Source organism: Streptomyces sp. SLBN-118, assembly GCF_006715635.1.
Taxonomy (GTDB): Bacteria; Actinomycetota; Actinomycetes; order Streptomycetales; family Streptomycetaceae; genus Streptomyces.
On the sequence record NZ_VFNP01000001.1, the window covers coordinates 1,864,161 to 1,890,273 of the forward strand.

Below are 26,113 nucleotides of genomic sequence, written 5' to 3' on the forward strand. Positions count from 1 at the left end.
GGGCCACGAGCAGGACTGCCGCGGCCAGAGCCGCGGCCAGGGCAGGCACACGCCGCCCTCTCAAATTCAACTGCAATAAACGATGCATGGCGAACTCCTCCGTCGCAGCAGGTGGAGGCCCTCGGAGCGTCGGAGAGCACCGAAGCCACAGACATCCGCCCACCCAGGGATCGCCAATCCCACCGGGCTTCCCGAATCGGGCGGAATGTCCGTTATTGATCGAAGTCAACCTAGCGGGTAAGAGATCGCCGCGCGTCGGCGCGGAGGCCGCGTTCTGCACGTTGCCCAGAAGCTCGGCGGATCGGCCCGGTGGGTGACGGCCGACCTGTTCGACACCGACGAGAACGACCGCATCGTCGAGCACTGGGACACGATCGATTGACCATGTGGGCCACGCCGTCGCGGCTGAAGACGACGGGCGGCAGGTGGCCGGCGCTGGAGAAGGACGCGAGCATGAGCGCCGGGTCCATCCGGACGAGCAGGCAGGTGGCGGGACGGCGTGCGGAGGCGTCGGAGATGTGCATGTCCAGGCGGCGCACGACCCGGTGCGGCGGGAGGTCGGCGGCCGGCACGTCGCGCAGGGCGGAGCGGTAGCTGTTCATGTCGACCGCAGCCTCCACCCCGTGGCCCATCACATCGCCCATCACCAGCAGGGGTGCGCCCGAAGTGCACGGCAGCCCGGGGTCGGTCAGCAGGGCACGCTGGAGCTCGACGGCGGTGCGCTGCGCCTGTCCGAAGAGGCGGGCGTGTTCGACGGCCACGGCGGCACGACGAGCCACCGACCGGGCGATCAGCAGGTCGCGGTCGGTGAAGCTGCCGGAGGCCCTGGCGATGAGGACGGCGCCCAGCACATGGTCGTGGACGCTGAGTGGTACCGCGAGCCGGCCTTCGTCGAGGGTCGTCCGGCCGCGCAGTACGGCACCGGACGGGTACGGGGGCAGCAGCTCGGCGTGACCGGTCACGGCGGCCCGTTCCACACCTGGCCCGCCGCCTGGCTGCAGCTCCTGCGGCAGCAGGTCCACCGCGGCCGCGTCGGCCAGTCCCGAACCGAGAAGGCTCACCACCTCCAGACAGGTGATTTTCTCGTCGAGCGCCGTACCGATCCGGTCGGCGGCCTCCACGCACACGATCACCTCCTGCCGCACGGGCGATGTGCTCAGTCTTGTGCGCCCCTCGTCCCTGCGTATCACAGGTCCGGGCCCGCACCCGGGCAAGGATGCGGGCCGGATGGCGGGAGGGGTCAGGGCTGGCCGGGAGAGACACCGCCCTGGAGGCGTTCCAGGTCGGAGGCGCGGACCTGGATGGCGAGCACGGCGATCACCGCCGCGATCACCGCGAAGACGGCGGCCACGATGAAGGCCGCGGAGACTCCGGCGGCGAGGACCTCGTCGCTGAAGGGCCGTGGTAGCTGACCGGTCTGCTGGAAGCGCAGTTTCTCCGCCGGGGTCGCCTGGGCGAGGAAGCGCGACACCTGGTCGTCGGCCTCGTTGTTGCTGGCCGTGCCGAACACCGTGACCAGAATGGACAGGCCGAGTGAACCGCCCACCTGCTGGGTGGCGTTGAGCATGCCGGACGCCGCGCCTGTCTCGTGCGTGGGCACTCCGGAGACTGCCATCAGCGTCAGCGAGACGAAGTTGAAGCCCATGCCCAGGCCGAAGACGAGGATCGGTCCCAGGATACTGCCCGGATACGTGGAGTGGACATCGGTGAGGGTCAGCCACGCCAGACCCCCGGCGGCAAGGATGGAGCCGGTCACCATGAAGGGCTTCGGGCCGTATTTCGGCAGGAGTTGGGAGGCGATGCCCGCACCCACAGCGATGATGGCGCTCACTGGCAGAAAGGCGAGACCGGCCCTCAGCGGGCTGAAGTCCAGCACGTTCTGCACGAAGAGCGTGAGGAAGAAGAACATGCCGAAGATTGCGGCGGCGAGGCTCAGCATGATTCCGTACGTGCCCGCCCGGTTACGGTCGGCGAACATGTGCAGGGGCGTGATCGGCTGTCTGGAGCGCCGCTCGACCAGGATGAACGTGGTGAGCAGCACGACCGCCGCGCCGAACGACGCGAGCGTCCACGGGTCGCGCCAGCCTTCCTGGGCAGCCCGGATGAAGCCGTAGACCAGCGCCACCATGCCGAGGGTCGATGTGAACGCACCGGCCAGGTCGAAGTGGCCGGGATGGCGTTCGGACTCCTTGATGTGGCGGGGAGTTGCCAGAACGATGAGCAGGGCGATCGGCACGTTGACGAAGAACACCCAGCGCCAGTCGAGCCATTCGACGAGGATGCCGCCCGCCACCAGGCCGATCGCACCGCCGCCGGCCGAGACGGCCGCGAACACGCCGAACGCCCGGTTGCGGGCCGGGCCTTCGGTGAAGGTGGTGGTGATCAGCGCCAGCGCGGTCGGCGATGCGATGGCGCCGCCGACGCCCTGCAGCGCCCGCGAGGCCAGGAGCTGGCCTTCGTTCTGGGACAGGCCACCGAGCAGCGAGGCGAGCGCGAAGAGCATCACTCCGAACATGAACACCCGGCGCCTGCCGAGGATGTCACCGGTACGGCCGCCGAGGAGCAACAGGCCGCCGAAGGTGAGCGTATAGGCGTTGACCACCCAGGACAGGCTCGTGGTGGAGAAGTCCAGCGCGCTTTGGATGTGCGGGAGCGCGATGTTCACGATGGTGATGTCGAGGACCACCATCAACTGACACGAAGCGATGACGAGGAGCGCGATACCGTCGCCGCCCTTCTTCTTCGGGGCGGTGGTCTGCGATGTGGGTACCGGCTGCGGGGTCGTCATGGCGCATCGAGCCCTCACGCGAGGGTCTGTAGACGGTTCCGTCCACTATTGAACGGTAAACCTGGGGCGAGCCCGCCACCAGTCGATCACGATCCGCCGGCGGAGGGCTCCGCGACGAAGTCGCGCAGTGCCGCGATGAGCGCATCGGGCCGGTCCTCGGCGATGAGCGTGCAGCTGTCCTCGATCTCCAGCAGCCGCCCCTGGGGCAGCAGTTCGGCGAGCCGCCTGCCGTGTTCGCGCGGCATCATCCGGTCCTCCGTGGCCCAGACCACCAGCGCGGGCCGGTCGAACTTCCGCAGCCCCTCGGCCGCCTCGAGAAGTTCGGTCGTGCGCATGCCCGCGTTGTAGCGCTTGAAGTCGGCCCTGATCGCCTTGTCCGTCAGCAGCGGGCGCAGCCAGTTGTCGACGATCGCGTCCGGTACGGGACGCTTGGTCAGCGCGCCGAAGCCGATGGGCAGCCTGCGCAGCGGTTTCAGCCCGAGGATCCGGGCCGTCAGCGCGATGCCTCCGGGCACCTTGCAGACGAACGAGATCATCTTTCCGGGCGCTCCCGGTGGGTAGTTGTCGAAGGCTTCGCAGGAGATGAGCACGAGGCGGGCGAGCCTTTCGGGGTGAGCGGAGGCGACGGTCTGGGCGCGGCCGCAGTCGCTCTCCACGAGTGTTACCTCGCGCAGGTCCAGGCGGTCCAGGAATTCCGCGATCAGCTCGTTGACCGAGTCGGGGCTCAGGGGGACGTCCGGGCGCATGGGGGTGCGGTGGGCGCCGTACGGGAGGGTCGGGGCGATGCAGCGGTGGTCGCGCCGCAGATCGGCCACGACCTTGCGCCAGACCGTGGCGTCGTGGACGAGCCCGTGCAGCAGGACCACGGGCGGGCCGTCGCCGCCGCTGTCCTCGTAGGTGATCGTCCCTGCGCTGAGCTCGATCTCCGGCATGGCCTCTCCCTTCGAGCGATAACGATGTTATCTGGAAGGGTGACGGCCCACTGGAGACGGGTCAGGGCAGCACCGCCGTGCCGTCCAGCTCCACCATGGCCTCCTCGTCCCAGAGCCGGTCCACTCCGATCACCGCCATCGCGGGATAGTCGCGGCCGGCCAACCGCCGCCAGATGCGGCCCAGTTCAGGAGCGTGGGTGCGATAGCCGGCGACATCGGTGGCGTAGACCGTGACACGGGCAAGGTCGTGCGGGGCGCCGCCGGCGGCCGCGAGTGCGGTGAGCAGATTCGCCAGCGCCGTCTCGAACTGCTCGGGCAGCGTCTCCCCGACGATCGTGCCGCCAGGGTCCAGCGCGGTCTGCCCGGCCAGGAACACCAGCCGCGAGCCGGTGGCCGTGATGGCGTGCGAGAAGCCGGTGGGGGGCGAGAGCTCGGCCGGATTGTGACGGTGCAGGCTCATGCGTGCGGCTCCTTCAGGCTCATGCGTGCGGCTCTTCGGCGCTCATGCGTACAGCTCCTTGGCGATGATCGTGCGCTGGACCTCGGTCGCGCCCTCGTAGATCCGGGGCGCGCGGACCTCTCTGTACAGATGTTCAAGCAGATGACCACGCTGGAGCCCGCGGGCGCCGTGGAGCTGGACGGCCGCGTCCACCACGTACTGGGCGGTCTCGGTCGCCAGCAGCTTCGCCATCGCGGACCGCTTGGGCACATCGGCGGCCCCTTCGTCGTACGCCACGGCCGCCGCGTAGACCAGCAGCCGCGCGGCCTCGGTGCGGGTGGCCATCTCGGCGACCTGGTGGGCGACGGACTGGAGATCCTTGAGCGGGCCGCCGAAGGCCGTACGGCGGGAGGTGTGGTCGATGGCCGCGTCCAGGGCCGCCTGGGCCATGCCGACGGCGAAGGCGCCGACGCTCGGGCGGAAGAGGTTCAGGGTGCTCATGGCGACACGGAAGCCACTGTTCACTTCACCGAGGACATCGTCCCTGGTCACTGGCACCTCCGCGAAGGTCAGCGCGCCGATGGGATGCGGTGAGAGCATCTCCAGGGCGGTTCCGGTCAGCCCCGGCCGGTCGGCGGGGACGAGGAACGCCGTCACGCCGCGCGCTCCCGCACCTTCGGTCGTACGGGCGAAGACGGTGTAGAAGTCGGCCTCGGGCGCGTTGGAGATCCAGCGTTTCTCGCCGCTCAGCCGCCAACCGTCCCCATCCGGCTCGGCCTTGAGTGCGAGGGCCGCAGCGTCCGAGCCCGCGTCCGGCTCGCTGAGCGCGAAGGCGGCCACGGCGCGCCCGACGATCACGTCGGGGAGCCAGCGCTCCTGCTGGGCCGCGGTGCCCGCCTGAACGAGGGGGTAGCTGCCCAGGCCCTGGAGGGCGAGGGCGGTCTCGGCCTCCGTACAGCCGTGGGCGAGGGATTCGCGCAGCAGGCACAGTTCCAGCGCCCCAGCCCCGAACAGCCGCCCCAGGAGCCCCAGTTCACCGAGGGCGGCAACCAGGGGGCGATTGACGTGGCCCGGTTCCCCCTTGTCGGCGATCGGGCGCAGCTGCTCGGCGGCCAGGGTACGCAGCTGCGCACACCGGGCGGTTTGTTCCGGATCGAGCGAGAATACGGGCATTCGTGCCCCCATTTCATGCGGCCCGGGGATCCGGGGGTGGGCCCCGGGAAAGCACGGTATCGCGGACTGTTGACTGTCGTCACCTTCACGATACGCTCGATTCGCGACCCCACCACGAGAAGGGGGCGAACGATGGAACTGTCACCCTCGGCCCACCGTGACACCTTTGCGCGCGACCACCTCCCGCCCGGCGGACAGTGGCCGGAACTACTCTTCGACCTGCCCGCGCTGCACTATCCGCAGCGGCTCAACTGCGGGGCCGAACTGCTGGACCGTACGATCGAGCGCTTCGGCGCGGAGCGGCCCGCCTTCCGGACCGGCGGCGGCGAGGTCTGGACCTACGGCGAGCTGCGCGACCAGGTCGACCGCATAGCGCATGTCCTCACCTCGGACCTGGGCGTCGTCCCCGGAAACCGCGTCCTGCTGCGCGGCCCGACCACGCCCTGGCTCGCCGCAAGCTGGCTGGCGGTGCTGAAGGCGGGCGCGGTGGCCGTCACCGTGCTGGCCCAGCAGCGGGCCAAGGAACTGGCCACGGTGTGCGAGATCGCCGCCGTCAGCCACGCCCTGTGCGACATCCGCTCCCTCGACGACCTGGCCAAGGCCGAGGTGCCGGGGCTGCGCCTCACGGCGTACGGCGGCGACGGTCCCGACGATCTGCTGCGGCTGTCCGCCGCCGCGCACCCGGAGCCCTACGAAGCGGTCGAGACCGCGGCCGACGATGTCGCACTGATCGCCTTCACCTCGGGCACGACCGGCCGGCCCAAGGGCTGTATGCACTTCCACCGCGATGTGCTGGCCGTCGCGGACACCTTCTCGGCGCAGGTGCTGCGCCCGGAGCCCGACGACGTCTTCGCGGGCAGCCCGCCGCTCGGCTTCACCTTCGGGCTCGGCGGCCTGGTGATCTTCCCGCTGCGGGCGGGGGCGTCGGCGCTGCTGCTCGAACAGGCGGGTCCCGACCGGCTGTTGCCCGCGATCGCCGCGCACCGGGTGTCGGTGCTGTTCACCGCGCCGACGGCATACCGCGTGATGCTGGAGCGCATCGACGAGTACGACACCGGCTCGCTGCGGCGGTGTGTGTCGGCCGGAGAGAATCTGCCCGCGGCCACCTGGCAGGCATGGCAGGAGCGGACCGGGCTGCGCATCATCAACGGCATCGGCGCGACCGAGCTGCTGCACATCTTCATCTCGGCGGCGGACGACGCGATCAAGCCCGGCACCACGGGGACACCGGTACCGGGATGGCAGGCCCGCGTCGTGGACCGCTCCGGGGCCCCTGTGCCGGACGGCGAGCCGGGACTGCTCGCCGTGCGCGGCCCGGTGGGGTGCCGCTACCTGAACGACCCGCGCCAGCTGGACTACGTGCGCGACGGCTGGAATCTCACCGGCGACACCTACCTGCGTGAACCCGACGGCTACTTCCGCTACGTCGCCCGCGCCGACGACATGATCATCTCGGCCGGGTACAACATCGCGGGGCCCGAGGTGGAGGACGCGCTGCTCCAGCAACCGGACGTGGCGGAGGCCGCGGTGATCGGCCGCGAGGACGAACTGCGCGGACAGATCGTGGTGGCGTATGTCGTCCTGCGGGAAGGCGTCCCGAAGGGCGAGGAGACCGTGGCGGCACTCACGGACGAGGTCAAACGGCGCCTGACCCCGTACAAGTGTCCCCGCCAGATCGTCTTCCTGGACGCGCTGCCGCGCACTCCCACCGGCAAGCTGCAGCGCTTCCGCCTGCGGGCCCTAAAGTGATCACGTGGCCGAGCAGCACACTCCCCGTTCCCTGATCGTCTCCCTGTACGGCGCGTACGGACGCGAGCGGCCGGGTCCCCTTCCCGTGGCCGAACTCATCCGTCTGCTGGCGGTTCTCGGCGTCGACGCCCCGTCCGTGCGCTCATCGGTCTCGCGGCTCAAACGACGCGGCCTGCTGGTCCCCGAACGCACCGGGGACGGCGCGGCCGGGTACGCCCTGTCGGACGACGCCCGCCAACTGCTCGACGACGGCGACCGGCGGATCTACGCCCGCCACTCGCCGCTGCTGTCCGAGGGCTGGGTGCTCGCGGTCTTCTCGGTGCCCGAGGCCGAACGCCACAAGCGCCACCTCCTGCGCTCAAGGCTCGGGCGGCTGGGCTTCGGCTCGGCGGCCCCGGGCGTGTGGATCGCGCCCGCGCGGCTGTACGAGGAGACGCGGCACACGCTGCGCCGACTACAACTCGACCCGTACGTCGAGCTGTTCCGGGGAGAGCATCTCGGCTTCGCACCGACGGCGGAGGCGGTGGCGCGCTGGTGGGACCTCGGCGCGATCGCCAAGGAGCACGAGGAGTTCCTCGATCTGCACGGGCCGAGGCTTCGGGCGTGGGAGGCACGCGGCGAGCTGCCCCCGATGGAGGCGTACCGCGACTACCTTCCGGCACTGGACTCCTGGCGGCGGCTGCCGTACATCGATCCGGGACTGCCCGCCGAGCTGCTGCCCCAGGGATGGCCAGGAGGACGGTCGGCGGAGGTCTTCGCCCGGCTGCACGCGCTGCTGCGGGATGCGGGGGCGGAGTTCGTCCAGGCGTGAGTGTCCGCGCGCTCAGCTCAGGGTGAGCCGGGGCTTGGGCGCATCCGTCCGGCCGGTCGGGGGCATGCGGCTGCCGGCCGCGTACTGGTCGGGCCAGATCGCCCCCGGTCCCTTGTAGTTCTGTTCCGCGGCCGCGTGCAGGGTCCAGTGCGGATCGAAGAGATGCGGCCTCGCCAGGGCGCAGAGGTCGGCGCGGCCCGCCAGCAGGAGCGAGTTGACGTCGTCCCAGGAGGAGATCGCGCCGACCGCGATGACGGGAATGCCGAGTGCGTTGCGGATCCGGTCGGCGTACGGCGTCTGGTACGAGCGGCCGAACTCCGGCTGCTCGTCGGACACGACCTGGCCGGTGGAGACGTCGATCGCGTCGGCGCCGTGGGCGGCGAACGCACGGGCCATCTCGACCGCGTCCTCGGCGGTGGTGCCGCCCTCGGCCCAGTCGGTGGCCGAGACACGGACGGTCATGGGCCGGTCGTCGGGCCACACGGCGCGCATCGCGTCGAAGACTTCCAGGGGGAAGCGGAGACGGTTCTCCAAGGAGCCGCCGTAGGCGTCGGTGCGCTGATTGGTGAGCGGGGAGAGGAAGCCGGAGAGCAGGTAGCCGTGGGCACAGTGGAGTTCGAGCAAGTCGAAACCGCACTCGTCGGCACGCCGGGTGGCGGCGGCGAACTGCTCGCGGATCTCGGCCAGTCCGGCGCGGTCCAGCGCCTGCGGGACCTGGTTGACGCCGGGGCGGTAGGAGAGCGGTGAGGCGGCGACGAGGGGCCAGTTCCCTTCGTCCAGCGGCTCGTCCATGCCCTCCCACATGAGCTTGGTGGAACCCTTGCGGCCGGAGTGCCCGAGCTGGACGCCGATCGCGGTGCCCGGTGCGTGAAGGTGCACGAAGTCGGTCACCCGGCGCCAGGAGGCGCCCTGCTCGGGGGTGTAGAGGCCCGTGCAGCCGGGGGTGATACGGCCCTGTGCGCTCACGCACACCATCTCGGTCATCACCAGGCCCGCACCGCCGAGGCTCCGCGCGCCCAGGTGGACGAGGTGGAAGTCGCCGGGGACGCCGTCCTTGGCGGAGTACATGTCCATGGGCGAGACGATCACGCGGTTGCGGAGGGTCAGCCCGCGCAGCGTGATCGGCGTGAACATCGGCGGGGTGGCGGGCGGGCTGCCGAAATCACGCTCGACGGCATCGGTGAAGCCCGGGTCGCGCAGCCGCAGATTGTCATGGGTGACGCGGCGGCTGCGGGTGAGCAGATTGAACGCGAACTGCCGGGCCGGCTGGTCGAGATACGTGCCCAGCTCCTCGAACCAGCGCAGGCTGGCGGCGGCGGCGCGCTGCGTGGACTCGACGACGGGGCGGCGCTCGCTCTCGTACGCGGCGAGGGCGGCGGGGAGGTCGGGCTGCTCCTCGACACAGGCGGCGAGCGCGAGGGCGTCCTCGACGGCGAGCTTGGTACCGGAGCCGATGGAGAAGTGGGCGGTGTGGGCGGCGTCGCCCAGCAGCACCGTATTGCCGTGGGACCAGTGGTCGTTGACGACGGTACGGAACGCGATCCAGGCGGACTTGTTGCCGCGCAGCGGGCGGCCGTCGAGCGCGTCGGCGAAGATCTTGGCGCACCGGTCGATGGACTCCTGCTCGTCACAGGCGTCGAGACCGGCCGCCCGCCAGACTTCCTCGCGCATCTCGACGATGACGGTGCTTGCGCCGGATTGATCCTGCGGCCCGGAGGGCCCCACCCCGGGGTCGTGGCCGGGCGACGGGCGGGAATAGGGGTAACCGTGCAGCTGCATCGCGCCGAACTCGGTCTCGGCGACCTCGAAACGGAAGGCGTCGAAGGCGAAGTCCGCGGCCAGCCAGATGTAACGGCAGCGGTGGGTGGTGATGTGCGGCGCGAAGGCGTCTGGGTGCGCCTCGCGGGTGAGGCTGTTCACGCCGTCCGCGGCGATGACCAGGTCGTGGGTGGTGGCCAGTTCGGCGGCGGGCGGGGCGGGGGTACGGAAGTGGAGGCGTACACCGAGACCGGCGCAGCGGTCGTGGAGGATCTGCAGCAGACGGCGTCGGCCGAGCGCGGCGAAGCCGTGGCCGCCGGAGGTGAGGGTGCGGCCGCGGTGGACGATGTCGATGTCGTCCCAGCGGACGAACTCGTCCTGGAGCGCGCCGTAGATGACGGGGTCGGCGTGCTCGATCCCGCCGAGGGTCTCGTCCGAGAGGACGACGCCGAAGCCGAAGGTGTCGTCGGGGGCGCCACGCTCCCAGACGGTGATCTCCCGGTCGGGGTCGAGGCGCTTGAGCAGGGCGGCGGCGTAGAGGCCACCGGGGCCGCCGCCGATGACGGCGACGCGAAGGGGGCGGGGCGAACCGGGGCTCGACTGCGGCGCGGGGATTGGGGCGGAGCCCGGGGTCGAAGGGGACTGCATGGTCAGCGCCCCCGCCACTTCGGGGCGCGCTTTTCCGTGAACGCCGCGTGGAACTCCGCGTAGTCCTCGCCGTTCATCAGCAGCGCCTGCGTCGCCGCGTCCAGTTCCACCGAGGCCGCGAGCGGCATGTCGAGCTCGGAGGTGAGCAGTGCCTTGGTCTGGGCGTACGCAAGGGCCGGGCCTTGCGCGAGATGGCGGGCCAGCTCGCCCGACCTCACGTCCGCCTGCCCCTCTTCCGTCAACTCGCTGATCAGGCCGATGCGTTCGGCCTCCGGCGCGCGGACCGGTTCGCCGAGCATCAGCAGTCGCGTGGCGTGGCCCAGGCCGACGACCCGCGGCAGCAGATAGGCCGCCCCCATGTCCCCGCCCGAAAGGCCCACCTTGGTGAAGAGGAAGGCGAAACGCGCGGACGGGTCCGCGATGCGGAAGTCCGCGGCCAGCGCCAGTACCGCACCCGCGCCCGCCGCGATGCCGTGGACCGCCGCGATCACCGGGAAAGGACACTCGCGCAGCGCCCGTACGACCTGACCGGTCATCCGGTTGAAGTCGAGGAGCTGGGCGGTGTCCATGGAGAGGGTCGCGCCGATGATCTCGTCGACGTCCCCGCCGGAGCAGAACCCGCGCCCTTCGCCGCCCAGAACCAGCGCCCGTACGGACCGCTCCCGTGACAGCTCGGCGAGCAGATCACGCAGGTCGGCGTAGGCGCCGAAGGTGAGGGCGTTGAGCTTCTCGGGACGGGCGAGAGTGACAGTCGCGACGCCGTCGTGCGTGCTGAGCCGCAGATGGCGCCAGCGCTCGGTGCGCTGCGCGGAGCCGGAAAAGGGGCTCATGGAGTGTGGCCTCCTTCTGGCGGGCGGTCTGCTGCCTGCCCTTCCGAAGTTATCACTCATACGTGACTCCCGTCACGAGTGCGCGATACGCGTATACCCGCCACCCGTGCGCCACACCGAGCCCACCGGTCCTCAGCCGAGCGTGGCCACCATGATCGCCTTGATCGTGTGCATCCGGTTCTCCGCCTCGTCGAACACGACGGAATGCTCGGACTCGAAGACCTCGTCGGTGACCTCCAGCTCGGTCAGACCGTGCCTCTCATAGATCTCGCGGCCGATCTTGGTTCCCAGGTCGTGGAAGGCGGGGAGGCAGTGCATGAACCTCACGTCCGCGTTGCCGGTGGCGCGCAGCACGTCCATGGTCACGGCATAGGGGCCGAGGAGCGCGATCCGCTCGTCCCACACCTCCTTCGGCTCCCCCATCGAGACCCATACGTCCGTGGCGATGAAGTCGGCGCCCCGCACACCCTCGATGACGTCCTCGGTCAGCGTGACGCTGCCACCGGACGCCTTGGCCAGCCCGCGCGCCAGGTCCACGATCGTGTCGTCCGGCCACAGCAGCCGGGGGGCGGCGATCCGCACGTCCATGCCCAGCAGCGCGCCGGTGACCAGGTAGGAGTTGCCCATGTTGTAGCGGGCGTCGCCGAGATAGGCGTACGCGACCTGATCCAGCGGCTTGTCGGTGTGCTCGGTCATCGTCAGCACGTCGGCGAGCATCTGGGTGGGGTGCCATTCGTCGGTGAGCCCGTTGTAGACGGGGACTCCGGCGTGCACGGCGAGTTCCTCCACCACACCCTGGCCGTGCCCGCGGTACTCGATGGCGTCGTACATCCGGCCGAGTACGCGCGCGGTGTCCTTCACGGACTCCTTGTGCGCGATCTGCGAGCCGACCGGGTCGAGGTACGTGGTCGCGGCGCCCTGGTCGGCCGCCGCGACCTCGAATGCGCAGCGGGTGCGAGTGGAGGTCTTCTCGAAGATCAGGGCGATGTTCTTGCCCCGCAGCCGCGGGACCTCGGCCCCCGCCCGCTTGGCCGCCTTCAGCTCGGCTGCCAGGTCGACCAGACCGCGGAACTCCTCGGCGGTGAAGTCCAGCTCCTTGAGGAAGTGGCGGCCTTCGAGATGTATCGCCATGGTGGCTGCTGCTCCTGGGTCGCGGATGCGGGGACCGTGGAAGTATATACGTACTCCTGCATTGCTATACGGGCGGCCCAGCTCGGCCGGACCCGGGCCCGCTAGACGGCTTCACGCTCGAACGGACAGCTCATACAGCGAGGGCCGCCCCGGCCCCGGCCGAGCTCGCTGCCGGGAATCTCGATCACCTCGATGCCCTGCTTGCGCAGATGGGTGTTCGTCGTGACATTGCGCTCGTACGCGACGACGACACCCGGCTCGACGGCGAGGACATTGCAGCCGTCGTCCCACTGCTCGCGCTCCGCGGCATGCACGTCCTGCGTCGCCGTGAGCACCCGGATCTCCTTCAGACCGAGCGAGGCGGCGATCGCGCTGTGCATGTGCTCCGGCGGATGGTCGGTGACCTTCAGCGCCTGTGCGCCCTCGGCCGGTTCGATGGTGTACGAGCGCAGCATCCCGAGCCCCGCGTACTGGGTGAAGACGTCACGGTCGACCATCGTCATCACGGTGTCGAGATGCATCAGCGCCCGCCGCTTGGGCATGTCCAGCGCCACGATGGTCCGCGCGGAACCGGCCGCGAACATCCCGCGTGCCAGCATCTCCACGGCCTGCGGAGTGGTGCGCTCGCTCATGCCGATCAGCACCGCGCCGTTGCCGATCACCAGGACGTCACCGCCCTCGATGGTCGACGGGTAGTCGTCCTGCCCCTCCGACCAGTGGTGGAAGTCCCCCGCCTCCTCACTCGTGAAGAGAGGGTGGTGCTTGTAGATCGCCTCGAAGTGGACGGTCTCGCGCTGCCGCGCGGGCCAGCGCATGGCGTTGATGGAGACGCCGTCGTATATCCAGGCCGACGTGTCGCGGGTGAAGAGATGGTTGGGCAGCGGGCCGAGGAGGAAGTCGTCCAGGTCCATCACATGGAAGCGGACGGACGTCGGCTCGGGATGACCGGCGAGGAACTCGCGTTTGGTCATTCCGCCCACCAGTGCCTCCACCAGGGCGGCGGAGGGCAGTTCGTCGAAGACCGCGCGGAGGTGATCCGTGGCGAGCGGACCGTACTCCTTCTCGTTGAAGACCCGGTCCAGGACAAGCTTTCGGGCCTCCGGAATCTCCAGCGACTCGCGCAGCAGGTCGCCGAAGAGATGCACCTCCACCCCGCGGTCGCGCAGCACGTCGGCGAAGCCGTCGTGCTCCTGGCGGGCACGGCGCACCCAGAGCACGTCGTCGAAGAGCAGCGCGTCCTTGTTGCTGGGCGTGAGGCGCTTCAGCTCCAGATCGGGCCGGTGCAGTATGACCCGGCGCAGCCGCCCGGCCTCGGAGTCGACATGGAATCCCATGACCCAATACTCACCCGCACCGAGCGCCATTCACCCTGCGAATGGCTACTCATCCGGTGAATCTTGACAGTCGGCGGCCGGATCACATCACACTCGTCAGCATCACGAGGAGCGCAACGGCCACCACGAGCACGCCGGCGAGGGCGACAACGATCATGCGGCCGTCCTGTGCCGCGGAACGGTCGGGATCGCGTGGGGCCGCCGACGGCGGTGGGGCCTGGTCCCCCGCGGCACGGTCCGGGAGCACCTGCGGGACCACCCGTGCAGCTCCGGTGACGCCGCGGTCCGGCTCGCGCTGTCCGTGCGCTGCCCTGAGCAGGGAGAACCACACCGTTTCGGGCAGTCCGGGCCGCTCGCCCGAGACGATCTGCCAGGCCGCCCCGCGCCCGGCCCGGTGCGGTCCGGTGCTCAGACGCGGCAGCAGCTCGGCCAGCCGCCTGATCGTCTCCGGATCGTTCAACTGCGGCCGGATCGCCCAGCTGTACAGCGCCGCGGCGTTGGCGGCCCGGATCTCGTCGCCGGGACCCCCGATGCCGAGTCCATGTGTCTCGGTCAGGAAGAGATCGAGGTCGAGGAGGGTGTCGCACAGGTGACGGCGACGGCTCCGCTGCCAGTGGGGCCATCTGTGGGCGAGTTCCGCGATCACGAGGGTCAGGGCCTCGTAGTGGATGCTCGCCCGCAGCATGTGCAGCAGATCCTCGTCCGTGGCCCCCCGCACCACGGTTCTGGCCTGGGTCGCCGGGCCGTTGTAGCGATCGGGGAAGGCGGCGAGGACGGTCAGGAGCTCCTGGTGGTCGACGGTGGGACCACGGCGGCGGGGGCGCGGGACGAGGCGGCGCGGGCTCCCCTGTGGGACTGGCCATTCCGGCCGGACGATGCGGACCTCGGGCTCTGCCGCCGGACCCGCGGGCGCGGGCGGCTGCGGGACAGTGAGCGGGCTCGGGTGCGAAACCGGCTGCGCGACGGGCCGGGGCTGCAGCACGGGGGGCCGTTGATGCGTCGTACGCGGCTCGCGCCCGGAGTACGGGTCCGGCCGCCCGGCGTCCGGCTCCCGCTCGCTGTACGGCTCACGCGCCGACGGCACCGGCGCCTCCCACGGCGGCGGACGGTGTTCCTCCGCCCGGCGGGCGCGAGCCCTTCCCGCGCTCTCCAGGGCCGACAGGGCCCGTTCCACCGTGTCCAGCAGGGTCTCGCGTCCACCGCCGCTCCCCGCCCGGCGCGACGCGGCAGCCTGTCGCAGCTCCCTGTCGACCTCGAACTCCCGCCCCTCGGCCTGAGCCTGCACATGGTGCCGGACCAGACCGGACGCGAGCTGCTGAGCACGGTCCCGGCGGAGTTCCAGCGGATCCGTACGCAGTCGCTGGGTGTCCTGGGCCGCCGCGCCCGGCCAGCTGCGTACGAAGACGAAGCGCAGCAGCGTCGTCTCGGAGGTGTCATGGGTGGCGAAGGTCCAGCCCCTCCCGATGAGCCCACCGAAGATGCCCGCCATTCCCCACAGCACCCGGCAGGCGCTGTCGCCGCCCTGCCGGTCGAGCACCGTGAAGCGGTGCCGCGGATGGCGCAGATACTCCGCGACCAGGCCGGTCAGTTCCTCCTCCACATCCGCAACGCTCTCCGCCAGCCGACGCTGCCCCTCCATCGCCGAGCCGATCAGCGTGGCCGCCGGCACCTTGCCGAGAGGCCCGCGGACTTCGTCCAGGGGCAGTTGGCTGCCCTCCCAGCGCCAGGTGTGCAGCCCGAGACAGGTCTCGGGGTCGAGCGTCTGGGACGAGCCGAGCAGGGCATGGCAGATCGTCTGGGTGTGCCCGCTCGCGTCGCGCCAGGGAGTGCGGTGCAGCAGCAGCGCACTGTTGTCCCGCTCCAGCCGGACCAGCGCGGGCGCGGTGTCCTCGCCGGTCGCCCGCAGCAGCGAGGCCACGCTGCGGAAGACGACGTCGGCGTGCTCCTGACCGCAGGACCAGGCCACCGGACCGAACCCGGTGGTGCCCGAAGCGTTGTCCGCGTCCCAGCGGAAGACGATCTGGTCCACCGATTCCTCTTGCCGGACCATCAGGCGCCCACCTCTCTCGGCTCCGCTCCCGGCAGGAGCCCGCACATGGCGAAGATCGACAGCAGCGGTGCCAGCACCCGTCGTGGCCTGACACCATGGGGGAATTCGTCGCCCCTCGCCTGTCCCCCGGTCGCCGCCACGAAGTGCAGCGTGCAGCGGGCACAGTCGTCGAACGGCTTGAGCCAGGCGGAGCTGGCGTGATGCGACACGAACGCATAGGCGTCACGGCTCTCCGCCCGCACCGCTTCCGCGTCGAAGTGCGGTGGCAGGGCGCGGCCCAGCCAGCGGTCCACGGACGGGTCGAAGCGCACCAGGTCGCTCTTGTTCACCGCGACCGCCGCCGGTGCTTCGACATAGGGCCCGCGCCGCGGGATCCGGTTGAGGACGGTGGTGAACGCCTCGTCGCCCAGATCGCGCCGGCGCAGCCTGTTGCGCTCGCGCACCGGGTCGAGGAACGGCAACCGCAGTGCCCGCAACGGATCCAGTACGAAGATGAAGGCCCCGACCCCCATCAGGAATCCGGTCACCTCCCCCTCCTCTGCCAGGTCCTCACCGGCGAGGTCGAAGAAGACGACCGGCCTGGTCGCCCCGCGCCCGGTGACCAGAAGACCGTCGGCGAAGCGCGCAAAGGTCTGCTGTCCCGTGCGGGCCAGCTGCTTGCCCTGGTGCAGTCCCTGCACCCGCTCCCGCAGAAAGGTGCGGTGCGAAGCCGGGTTGAGCGGCAGGCACTTGAGTCCGTACGGCTCGAGGCCACCCTGCTCGATCTCGCCGAGCATGGCGGCCAGCAGATGCGTCTTGCCCACGGCCGAGCTGCCCACCAGAGCGATGGACAGCGGTTCGCCGTGGGTCAGATACGGGACCGGCAGCTCGTGGGACCTGTCCCCCTCGGCATGCGGGCAGCGGTGGAACGCCTGGCGCAGCGCGTCCTGACGGTGTGCGGGGCGGTGTTCCGTACTCAGGTCGAGCGGTACGCGATCGCCCTTGGCGGAGATGGTGATCAGCATGCTCTCGTCGAAAGTGACCGGGAGCAGGCAGTGGGGGCAGAGCCGGGAGCGGGTGGCCGCGGGCGGCTCGGGGGCCGGCTGCGCGGGCCCTGCTCCGTTCGCCTGCGGTGCCACACCCAGCAGCGAGCGCAGGGAGCGGCGGGCAGGTGCGGGCGAGGGTGTGATCGCCTCGTCGGTGTCCCGGTCGAGGCCCAGCTCCCTTCTCTTGCGGGCGCGTTGCGCGTCGTATTCCGCACGTGCCCGGCCGAGGGGGTCGCTGCCGCCGGCGGACGCCGCCAGCGGGTCGGAAACGTTGAGCAGCCGCATCAGCTCCGCCGGCGTGGGTCTTGCCTGCGCCAGCGGAGCGAACACACCGCCCTGTTCCAGCGCGGCCAGCCGCCGGAAGTCGGCGAGGTCGGCGGGCGGGCCCGCACCGTTGTCCGCCCGCCCGGAGAGCAGGAAGTACATCAGCTGAGCCACGGCCCACAGATCGTCCCTGGCATCGGCCACGCCGGTGCCCTCGCGCTGCTCCGGCGACGCCCAGGGAGCCGCGCCGAACGCGCTCCTGGGCTCTTTGGTGCGCAGCGCGCCGTAGGGCTCGGTGAGCCGTACATGGGTGCCGTCCCAGCGGACGGTCTCCGGCGCGATGGCGCGGTGGACAACGCCCACGTCCTCCAGCAGCCTTACAGACAGGGCGAGTTGGGCGAGCACACGGTGCTGCTCGTCCACGCTCAGGGCGCCGCGCCGGGCGCTGATCGGCTCACCGCCGTGGATCCGGTAGAGGATGAAGGGTTCCGGGGCCTCCAGGTCGAAGCCGATCATCCGGGTGAAGACTTCGCCGTAGCGCTCGGAGCCGTAGCGCCGCTCCAGGGCGACGGCCGCCGCCACCTCGCGCTCCAGCGTCCCGTAGGCCTGGGGGTCCCCGTGGGCCGAGCGCGGAAGCCGGTACTGGTGCACCGGCCAGCCCGCACCCAGGGTCACCTTGCGGGCGAGCAGCGAGGGCCGCTCGGGCATCCGCCGATCCGCGCCGAAACGGGCCGCGAACCGGACCAGGTCCTCCTTGTGGGTGAAGAATTCCAGCTCGTCCGGTCCTGGTCCCGGCGCGGAGTGCGCGCCGCCTTCCGGCCGGTTCATGGCGCACCGCCCTCCTCTCCCCTGACGGTGCGGACGGTCTCGGCGCGCAGCGGCACCAGCCGCAGTACGCCCGCGTGGCGGCCGGTGGCCGTCCACACCACGTCCTCGGCCGCGACGCGCCAGCTGTCCGGGGTCTCGTCCCCTTCCGCGCCACGGCGCATCGCCTCCGGGACGAACCGCACCTGGCGAACGGCCACCGGGTCCTTGGAGAGCATCCGCCGGTGTTCGGCGCCGCACAGGGGGACGGCCTGCTCGGCCACGCCGCCCGATCCGAGGAGCCACGCGACCCGCTCGGCCGAGACGCCGAGCAACTGGGGTGCGCCCGGGCGCCGTTCGGGATGGGCTGCGTACGGCGGCGGCGAGGCCGCTCCGTCCCGCCGCAGCCGGGTGTGCACTTCGTCGAGCAGCTCGCCCATCCGCCGCTCCAGCGGCATCCGGCCCGCGCTCGACGGGTCACGTTCGATTGCTCCCCAACAGGGTTTGACGATCAGGGCCACTCCGTCCATGAGGTCGGAGACGAGCGTGTCGACCAGCGCCGGGCCGCCGTCTCCCCGTTCCCGCTCCAGCCACGCGGGATCGGCGACGGGCTCGGCGTTCCAGAGGTCGGTGGACGGCTGGTCCTTCTCGGCGGGAGCCTGGACGGCCTCCTGAGCCCGGGCGGGCTCGAAGAGGTCGGTGTGCTCCGGAAAACCGGCGGGCTCCGGAGCGCCCGAGGGACCGGCGGCCGGCGTGGCATCGAGCCAGCCGTCCTCGGCCGCGCTGTCGCCCCAGCTGTCCCAGCTCCACGACGCGGACTGCGGCTCCGCTCCGGCCGTCGGCTGCTGCCCCCGCTCCTCCTGCCGCGCCGCCGCCGGCTGCGGCGAACCACCCGCCATGTGCTGCTCCGCCGTGTCCGCGAGGCCACGAAGGAGCAGGGAGACGGCTCGCGCGCCGTCCGAGCAGTGGTAGCGCGCATCGGCGAACAGCCAGTCGTGGACGGCCGTTTCGATGAGCAGCTGATCGATCTCGCCCACCATCTGGGCGGCGAACTCCGCGTCCGTCGCGCGCCACCAGCCGTCGACGGCCGCGGTCCAGTGGCGCAGGGCCAGCAGAACCACCATTCCCAGCGAGATCACCAGGGCGGGCGCGCAGGCCCAGGCGGGCAGCCCGAGCAGCTGACCGGTGAGCGCCCCGGCGAGGCCGCCCCCAAGACCGCCGAACAGGCGGGGCGCAGCCCCCGAACTGCCTCCGCCGTCGAGTCTGCCGTCCGGCGACCGATTGGGCCGGCGGCGCAGCATGAGGACGGCGAGTGCCGCCCCGGCAAGGGCGGTTGCCGGTCCCAGCGCCCAGCCGAGTCCGGGCCACAGCCCGGCGGCGAAGGCCAGCACGAAGGCCACAACGGCCGCGAGGCGCCGTGAACCGCCCGCGGCGAAGGGCACGGGAGAGGTGAGATGCGCCAGATAGCTCCGGTCGCAGATCTCGTCGAGCCGGGCGAGCCTGGCCGTACTGCCTGCCGGGGACGAGCGGTCCGAGAGCGCCGCCAGCCGTGCGGCGACCGAACGCAGCGGCATGCGCCTGGCGATCAGGCTCTCCGTGAAACCGCGAAGGCCTGGTCCGACACTGCTGCGGGAGACTTCGGGGATCTCCGGCAGATCGATGCCGCGTTCCACGAGCCTGCTGCGCTGTTCGGAGGTGAGCCGTACGCCACCGCCGTCGGACAGCGCCCCGGCGATCGTCTCCTGGTACCCGGCCAGGGCGAACGACAGCCGTTCGAGGCGGCCGGGCAGATCCGCCTCCCCCGCCCTCATGGTGAACAGCCCTTTCCAGCCGCGCACTTGCTCGTAGCCGTCCACGCTGTCGCGCAGCGCTGCGCCGCACTCCCGGTGCCGCGCCTCGGCCGGGCCGCCGGGCAGCAGCCAGGCCCGGTTCTCCAGATTGCGGGGGACACTGTCGCCGAGGAGGAGCGCCAGTTCGGCGGGGAGTGTGTCGCCGAGCGCGGGGGCGGGGCCCTCCTGGCCGACGAGGCTCTCCAGCGCCTGCCACCAGGACCTGGCCCTGGCGTCGTCCGTCAGATCGTGTTCCAGGATGCGCACGGCAGGCACCGCGACCCCGTGGACGACATCCCCGAGCGCGCTCAGTACGGCGTCGAACACGTCCGGCATGACGAGGAGTTCGACAAGCGGGCGCAGGGCCTCGTCCGCGGCGGGTGTCCCCGACCGCAGGACGTTTCCGGTGGCGCCCGCCCCAGCGGACACATCGAGGAGCCACAGCACCCCCGCGGCGGGCGGCCGCAGGGTGAGCGGCCGTCGCAGGGTCCGGTCGTCCCCCGGGCCCAGCGCAAGGCAGATCACCTGGGCCGGTCCGTAGGAGTAGAGCTGCTCGTAGAGGAGTTGATGGGCAATGAGGTCGCACGCGTCGTCGAGGACGACGAAGCGCCGTGCGTCGCCCTGCTGGGGCTCGTCCAGGGCGTCGGCCACCGCTCGCTCCAGCGGCGGGCCGCCGTCGAAGGACCGCAGGTCGAGGCAGACCGCGTGGGACGGAGTGTGGTGTTCGGGTGTCACGGCCGGCTTCACTCCTCCCCGCCGTCCCGGTCCCAGGGGTACCTCGCCGAGGACGTGCCGCCTTCCGGCGCCGTGTGCTCCGGAGACTGCCGCGGCCTCGGGGGCTCACGCCGTTCCGGTTCACGCTCCGGGGCCTCGGGCTCCAGCCACCCGTGCGCCGCTGCCCCGGCGCTGCGTCCGCCGTTGGACCGCGCGTCCGGCTGCTGGTCCGCCTCCCGCGCATACCGCTCGTCCAGTGCCCGGAGCGAGGGGCGGGTGGGCCGCGACGCCCCCGGGAAGCGCAGCTCCAGGGCTCCCTTGAGGGTCTGCTCCCAGAAGTGCCGCAGAGGTACGAGCCACTCCTCGTCCTCCTTCCCGTACTGCCCGGTGAGCTCGTCCAGGAGCGCGATCTGCCGCGGCGCCACCTCGTGCACCAGCGTCTTGAACAGCGGCGACGGAGCCACCGGCGTGGTGGCGAGCCCGGTGGGCTGGGTGCGCATCAGCCGGTCGCAGAAGTCTTCGATGATCTGCCCCTCGTCCAGCAGCGCCCACCGCTCGTACGCAGGCAGCAGCCCGGCCCAGCTGGAGACGGATCCGTCGAAGGCCTCCAGGCGCAGGGTCATGGTCGCCGACTCGCCCTCCTGGAGCCGGATCCTGAGCAACTCGGGCGATGTGGGCGGTCCTTCGACGTCGACGCGGCCGTTCCACATCGCGCAGAGAATGCGGTGCAGAATGCGCTGCCGGTCGTCCTCCGTGCTGGCCAGCCAGTCGTCGCGGTAGCCGAGCCGCTGCCGCCAGTGCAGGAAGTCGTCCACCCCGGCGGTGTCGCGCGCCTCCGCCCAGAGCCTGAGCACATGACGTACCTCGGAGACATCGGTCAGGCTCATGCCGCTGCGGAACAGGACCACCGTGATGGACTCGGTGTCCACGGCCCGGTACTCCTGGGTCGCCTGGGGGTCGCGCGGCAGGTTCAGCTCCTGCTGCAGGTACTGCGCGGCGCGTCCGTCGGCCTCGCTCTGCGGGTGTACGACCAGGACCTTCAGCGGACCGCTGCCGTCGGGGGTGAAGCCGACCGGCAGCAGGCCCGCCAGCTGGGAGCGGAACTGCTCCAGCCAGCGGCTGTCCACAGTGGCCTCGGCGTCCTCGTCCCCGGCCGCGGCCCGCAGGAGCACCGCCATCGAGGGCAGCAGGGGGCGATCGTTGAGCACGCTCGCCTCCCCGAAGAGGCCCTTCACCCGCTGCTCGACGACCTGCTTGAGCTCCTTGACGGCAGCGCGCGGGGAGCGGCGCACGGCGTCCAGCGCGCGCTGCCAGTCCTCGGGCTGGATCAGCCTGGCCAGCAGCCCGGCGGGATCGGTGTTCTCCGGCAGACCCTCGTGCTGGACGAGACGGTCGAAGACATCGTCGTAGAAGGCCCTGAGGTTGTTCTGCGGCGGCAGCAGATACGAGACACCGGTGCGGTCGTCCCGGTAGAGCTCCTTGCGGCGCTCCATGAACAGCTTGCGCTCACCCTCCTCGTGGGCGCGCAGCGCCCTGGCGAGTTCGCCGAGCTCCTTGCTCGTGCGGGCGAGCGGGGGCCGCCACCGTGACTCCTGTTCCTTCCAGGCCCGGTGCCACAGCCGGTTGGACCGCCAGCGGTACCAGGCGTCCTGCTCGTCGATCGCCTCCTGGACGTCCGGGTCGCCCCAGCGGGCGGGGACGAGCCCGCCCACCGCGCCCTTGATCCGCGGGATCTTGGGAGCGGAGGGTTGGATGCCGTCGGGCCGTTCCGGGTCGTTCTTGCGGTTCTCAAGCATCCCGGCGAACCCGGCCTCGGCGGGCCGCTGAGGGTGGCCGGGCAGTCCGGCCAGGGTTCGTTCCAGGTGGAACGGACCGATCAGGCCCAGGAGTTCACGCGCGCCGATCTGCGGCTTGAAGTCCTCGACCAGGCGCGGCACCTCCCGGTCGAGGTCGCGGCCGAGCCGGCCGAGGCGGTCCTCCATGTCACCGATCCGGTCGCGGAGGGCCTGGGCGATCTGCCTGGATCCCTTGGGCAGCGGATCGGGGACCGGGATCTCGGGTGCCTCCCGGGTCCACAGCCTGCCGATTCCGGAGCGTTCGAAGAGCTCCTGGACCCGCTCGGTGCCGTCGTCGCGCGGCCGCCGGGCGTCCTCGGCCATCCCGCGGACCGCCTGGGCGAGCATCCGGCCCGCCACTATTTCGGCGAGATCATCGACGGGGACGGTCAGGGAGGCGGCCAGACTGGTCGACATACCGCGGTAGCCGATGCCGGAGCGTGCCGGAGTCGAGCGCTCCACGCTCTTGTTGACGAAACTGGCCGCGAACGACTGGTATTCGTCCTCGGAGCGCCCCTGGTTGCTCTCGTCCCCAAGCTCCGTGCCGATGAGCGACATCACCATCGCGGTGATGGAGCGGCGCAGGTCCTCCGGGCGGATGACGGCGGGCCTGCTGAAGAGGAAGGCCGTCTGCACGGTCGAGGGGCGCAGCGCGACGACCCCGTCCCCGGGATAGCGCACGCTGATCGAGCCCCGCTGTTCCACGTCCCCGAGCTCGCCGTGGGCGTCGGGGACGTTCTGGTCGTCGACAAGCCGGGAGAGATCCACCAGCGCGCGGGCGGAGTTGAGCTCGGCCTCACGCCCCCCGCCCGCCTCGGGCGGGAACGCCGACGGCATGACGACCAGCGGATAGATCTTCACCCCGGGCACCTTGGACTTGCGGAACTCGTGCCCGATGAGGTGGATGAAGTCGTAGTAGATCCCGGCTCCGGTGCCTCCCGCCACCGAGAACGCAACGAACACGTCGCAGCCGCGGATCTGCCGCCCGCCCAGGTCGCGGAGGTCTCCGGCGGAGTTGCTGATGGTGCTGATGGCCACGCGCAATTGGCGCAGTACCGGCTCCAGGCCGCTGCGGAGCGTGGCGAAGAGGGCCGCCCGGCCCACCGTGGGCAACTGCCCGGCGCCGTTGTGCAGGGGCGCCACGCGCGGCTGCCGCTCCTGGGGCGGCAGCCAGCCGTGGGTCTCGTCGTGCAGAGCGACCCGCAGCATGCGGGTCACCTCCGGGGAGCTGTCGTAGCCGGTGGGCAGCAGGTCATGGACGACGCGTGAGGTACGGGCGTACGCGGCGGCCTCGGCGCCCTTGGCGCTGAACTGCGGCAGCCGGTCGAGCTCCGACTCACTGAAGTCCGCGTAGACGAACTGCAGATAGTCCGGCAGCTGGAAGGGTGCGCGACGGCCGGCGGCCACCAGGTTGGTGCCGTCGGGGCCGCACAGCTCCCGGCGCAGGCCTCGCTCCAGCTCGGCGCCGATCCGACCGCCGGTTCCGCCCAGGCCGACGAAGAGCATGGGCTGGTAGATCTTCATCTCGTCTCCCGTTGGGGCTGTCCGCGACAGCCCGTCGTGACTCAGAAATTGGGGTCGAACCGGCGGGTACCGGCGGGCTGTTCCTCACTTCCGGCGTCGTCGGCGGCCGGGCGCGGGCGGTCCGGCGCATCACCGTCACGGGTGGGCCGTGACCAGCGGCCCCGCCGCTGTGCGCCGCCCTCCTCGCCCGCGGTACGTGCGCCGCGCCCGCCGCCCCGGCTGCCGCCGGGCCATGTGCGCCCGGCACGTGAAGGCCGCCCGGCCGGAGCGCGCCGGTCGCGTACGACGAGCTCCAGGCCGTCGGCGATACCGGTGGACTCACCCGCGCGCACGGCGCTTTCGCGCCCCTGGTGGGGGCGCAGCAGCAGCTCGCCCCCTCCGGTGCGCCGCAGCCGGTGGACCCCGGACGCTCCGGGGGTACTGCGCTGCAGCGAGGGCGCCGCGCCCCTCGCCCGGTCCACGGTGAAATGGAATTCGCCGCCGGTGCTCTGCCCGGACCGGATGGTGAGCTCATCGAGGGGCCGGCCCTCCGTGCTCAACTCCAGCTGTACGCCTGCGAGATCACGGCGTCGCCTGCGTGCCGCGAGACGTACGACCACGAAGGCCGCGAACAGCAGCGCCAGCGTCGCGCCGAGGGTCACCCAGCCCTTCCAGTGGTCCCACCAGGTGGGCCGGGCCTCGACGCGGACATCGAGGAACGAGCTGTCGAGCACCCGTCCCGCGTCTCCCGTGTCGACGACCGTGATGCTTCCGCCCACCTCACCGAGCGGGGTGCCGGGGCCCAGCGAGAGGGCGAACCTGGCGCGGGTGCGCTCGCCGGGGGCCGCTGTGACGGTGGCCGGGCTGATACGCACCGCGGAGCCCGGCGACTGGTCGGCGAGGGCGAGGCGCAGGACGTGCGGGCCGGTGTCGTTGTTGGTGACGTCGAGGGTGCCCTCGACGGTGTCGCCGGGGTGGACGCTCTTGCGCTCGACCGTCAGTCCCGCGGTGACCTTTTCGGTGCCCGATGTGACGCGGGCGTGCAGGGGGCGGTGGTCGGCACTGACCCCGGGAGCGGCCATCTGCGTGGTGAGTTCAAGATCGCCCGAGGCGCCGGCAGGCACGGTGAGCGTCCCGGTGAAGCGCACGTCCCCGGCCTGGCGGTCCGGCTCCCGGCCGTCGTCCACCAGCCTCACGGTGACCGGAGTGAATCCGGTTCCGGACAGCCGCGCGGAGACCTTGACGCCCGCCAGCTGGCGCGCGTCGGTGACCACGACACCGCGCCTGGTCTGCATCCGTACCTCGACGACGGCACGCTCCCCGGCCCTCGGGGATGCCGGGTCCAGGGTCACCGCAGAACGCAGTTTGCCCTGCCAGATGGCACGGACGGCGACCTCCCGGTCCCGGTGCCCTTCGGGCGCTTCGACGTGGACGCGCCAGCGGCCCGGCAGCGGATTCTTCACCCGCAGGGCCTCGACCGGTCCGTCCTGCCCGCTCGCCTCGAAGGTCGAGCCGTCGAAATCCCCCTGGGTGGGCACCTTCCGGCCGCTCGGGTCGTAGTACGTGACCGACACCTTGGGGTCGTGCTTGCTGACCGTGATCGAGCCGTCGGTGGCGATCGGCGGGATCGTCACCGTGAGATCGGCCGGGGGCTTTCCGACCGTTCCCTGAGCGATCCGGGCGCAGCGGGCCGCGGCGAACGTCTCCTGGAGCGCCTGGTCGATCTCCGCCGAGCTGTCCACCACGCGCATCCGGGGCGTGGCGCCGGGCAGATCGGCGCAGCCGTTGCGGTAGCCGCCCTCGGCCATCGCGGTCAGGGCCGCCTTGTCGATCTGGCTGCCGAAGCCGAGCGGCCAGATCTGGACGGACTCGCGGCGGGCGCGGGCGAGTTCCTCGGTCAGCCGCTTGGCTCCGTTGGCCTGGCGGCTGGCGGCGTCGGTGCCGTACTCCGGGCTGTCACTGACGTCGAGCTTGCCGTCGGTGAGCAGGAAGACGACCTTCGGGACGGCGGTGTCCGCGCCCTCGGACAGCCGGTCGACGGCCTGGCGCACCGCGGCCGGGAAGTCGGTTCCGGGGCCGGTGTGCTTGGGGTCCCGGCGGGACAGCTGCTGTACGCAGTCGCTCAGGCGCTGGCGTCCGGCGGCGTCGGCGACGGTCAGCCCGCACACCTCGCGCACCGGCGACTGTCCTGCCTTCTCGGAGCTGCCGAAGCCGATGACGGCGGCGCGGGAGCGCTCGGATATCTCGCCCTGACTGAGCAGTGCCGCCGCCTCCACCTCGCGTATCAGGTCTTTGTCGGCGAGCGACTTCGACTGGTCGACGACCACGGCGAAGTCGATGGGATCCGGACCTTCGGCCGCCGCGGCGGCTTTCGCCGCGCCGGGGGCATGCGTGCGGGCGGGCTCCGTCGCAGTCGCGGTCGGCGGCCCGGACAGCACCAGCAGCACACCGGCCACCACCAGCGCGCCCGCCTTGCTTCTCAGCTGCATCGTCTTC

The 26,113-nt window shown here is 71.4% G+C and carries 16 protein-coding genes; 2 read left to right on the plus strand and 14 right to left on the minus strand.

The window, feature by feature from the left end; genetic code table 11:
• Positions 1-230: 230 nt before the first annotated feature.
• The 5 genes from FBY35_RS08450 to FBY35_RS08470 form a co-directional block, all read right to left on the minus strand.
• Positions 231-1,145 (minus strand): PP2C family protein-serine/threonine phosphatase, encoded by a 915-nt coding sequence (locus FBY35_RS08450; protein WP_260848561.1) that lies wholly within the window; start codon positions 1,143-1,145, stop codon positions 231-233.
• Between the two features lie 95 nt (positions 1,146-1,240).
• Positions 1,241-2,788, minus strand: a complete 1,548-nt coding sequence (locus tag FBY35_RS08455) for an MFS transporter (RefSeq protein WP_186356885.1) — start codon at positions 2,786-2,788, stop codon at positions 1,241-1,243.
• 86 nt (positions 2,789-2,874) lie between these two features.
• The gene (locus FBY35_RS08460; protein WP_142213182.1) at positions 2,875-3,720 is read right to left on the minus strand and encodes an alpha/beta fold hydrolase; all 846 of its coding nucleotides are present in this window, start codon (positions 3,718-3,720) and stop codon (positions 2,875-2,877) included.
• A 61-nt stretch (positions 3,721-3,781) separates the two neighbouring features.
• Positions 3,782-4,180: a RidA family protein gene (locus FBY35_RS08465; RefSeq protein ID WP_142213183.1), complete on the minus strand. Its 399-nt coding sequence runs from the start codon at positions 4,178-4,180 to the stop codon at positions 3,782-3,784.
• 42 nt (positions 4,181-4,222) lie between these two features.
• Positions 4,223-5,332 carry an acyl-CoA dehydrogenase family protein gene (locus tag FBY35_RS08470; protein WP_142213184.1) on the minus strand — a complete coding sequence of 370 codons (1,110 nt, stop codon included), beginning with the start codon at positions 5,330-5,332 and terminating at the stop codon, positions 4,223-4,225.
• A 132-nt stretch (positions 5,333-5,464) separates the two neighbouring features.
• Here FBY35_RS08470 and FBY35_RS08475 point away from each other — a divergent pair, with 132 nt between their 5' ends.
• Positions 5,465-7,081, plus strand: coding sequence for an AMP-binding protein (locus FBY35_RS08475; RefSeq protein WP_142213185.1), 1,617 nt, complete (start codon positions 5,465-5,467; stop codon positions 7,079-7,081).
• Between the two features lie 4 nt (positions 7,082-7,085).
• Positions 7,086-7,892: a PaaX family transcriptional regulator C-terminal domain-containing protein gene (locus FBY35_RS08480; RefSeq protein WP_142213186.1), complete on the plus strand. Its 807-nt coding sequence runs from the start codon at positions 7,086-7,088 to the stop codon at positions 7,890-7,892.
• Between the two features lie 12 nt (positions 7,893-7,904).
• Here the strand turns inward: FBY35_RS08480 and FBY35_RS08485 are convergent, their stop codons facing one another.
• The 9 genes from FBY35_RS08485 to FBY35_RS08525 form a co-directional block, all read right to left on the minus strand.
• Positions 7,905-10,298, minus strand: coding sequence for a bifunctional salicylyl-CoA 5-hydroxylase/oxidoreductase (locus tag FBY35_RS08485; protein ID WP_142213187.1), 2,394 nt, complete (start codon positions 10,296-10,298; stop codon positions 7,905-7,907).
• 2 nt (positions 10,299-10,300) lie between these two features.
• Positions 10,301-11,128 carry an enoyl-CoA hydratase family protein gene (locus FBY35_RS08490; protein ID WP_142213188.1) on the minus strand — a complete coding sequence of 276 codons (828 nt, stop codon included), beginning with the start codon at positions 11,126-11,128 and terminating at the stop codon, positions 10,301-10,303.
• A gap of 132 nt (positions 11,129-11,260) precedes the next feature.
• Positions 11,261-12,259 carry an ornithine carbamoyltransferase gene (argF, locus tag FBY35_RS08495; protein WP_142213189.1) on the minus strand — a complete coding sequence of 333 codons (999 nt, stop codon included), beginning with the start codon at positions 12,257-12,259 and terminating at the stop codon, positions 11,261-11,263.
• 101 nt (positions 12,260-12,360) lie between these two features.
• Positions 12,361-13,593: an arginine deiminase gene (locus FBY35_RS08500; protein WP_142213190.1), complete on the minus strand. Its 1,233-nt coding sequence runs from the start codon at positions 13,591-13,593 to the stop codon at positions 12,361-12,363.
• Between the two features lie 82 nt (positions 13,594-13,675).
• A complete protein-coding gene (locus FBY35_RS08505) occupies positions 13,676-15,643 on the minus strand; it encodes a hypothetical protein (protein WP_142213191.1) in 1,968 nt (655 codons plus the stop codon).
• Positions 15,643-17,760: a hypothetical protein gene (locus tag FBY35_RS08510; RefSeq protein WP_260848562.1), complete on the minus strand. Its 2,118-nt coding sequence runs from the start codon at positions 17,758-17,760 to the stop codon at positions 15,643-15,645. Before FBY35_RS08510 ends, FBY35_RS08505 begins: the two co-directional genes overlap by 1 nt.
• A complete protein-coding gene (locus FBY35_RS08515) occupies positions 17,757-20,300 on the minus strand; it encodes a hypothetical protein (RefSeq protein WP_142213192.1) in 2,544 nt (847 codons plus the stop codon). The genes FBY35_RS08510 and FBY35_RS08515 overlap by 4 nt, the downstream gene beginning before the upstream one ends.
• Positions 20,301-20,308: 8 nt before the next feature.
• Positions 20,309-23,638, minus strand: a complete 3,330-nt coding sequence (locus FBY35_RS08520; RefSeq protein WP_142213193.1) for a tubulin-like doman-containing protein — start codon at positions 23,636-23,638, stop codon at positions 20,309-20,311.
• 41 nt (positions 23,639-23,679) lie between these two features.
• Complete coding sequence (locus FBY35_RS08525) at positions 23,680-26,106, minus strand: vWA domain-containing protein (protein ID WP_142213194.1); 2,427 nt, start codon at positions 26,104-26,106, stop codon at positions 23,680-23,682.
• Positions 26,107-26,113 lie beyond the last annotated feature (7 nt).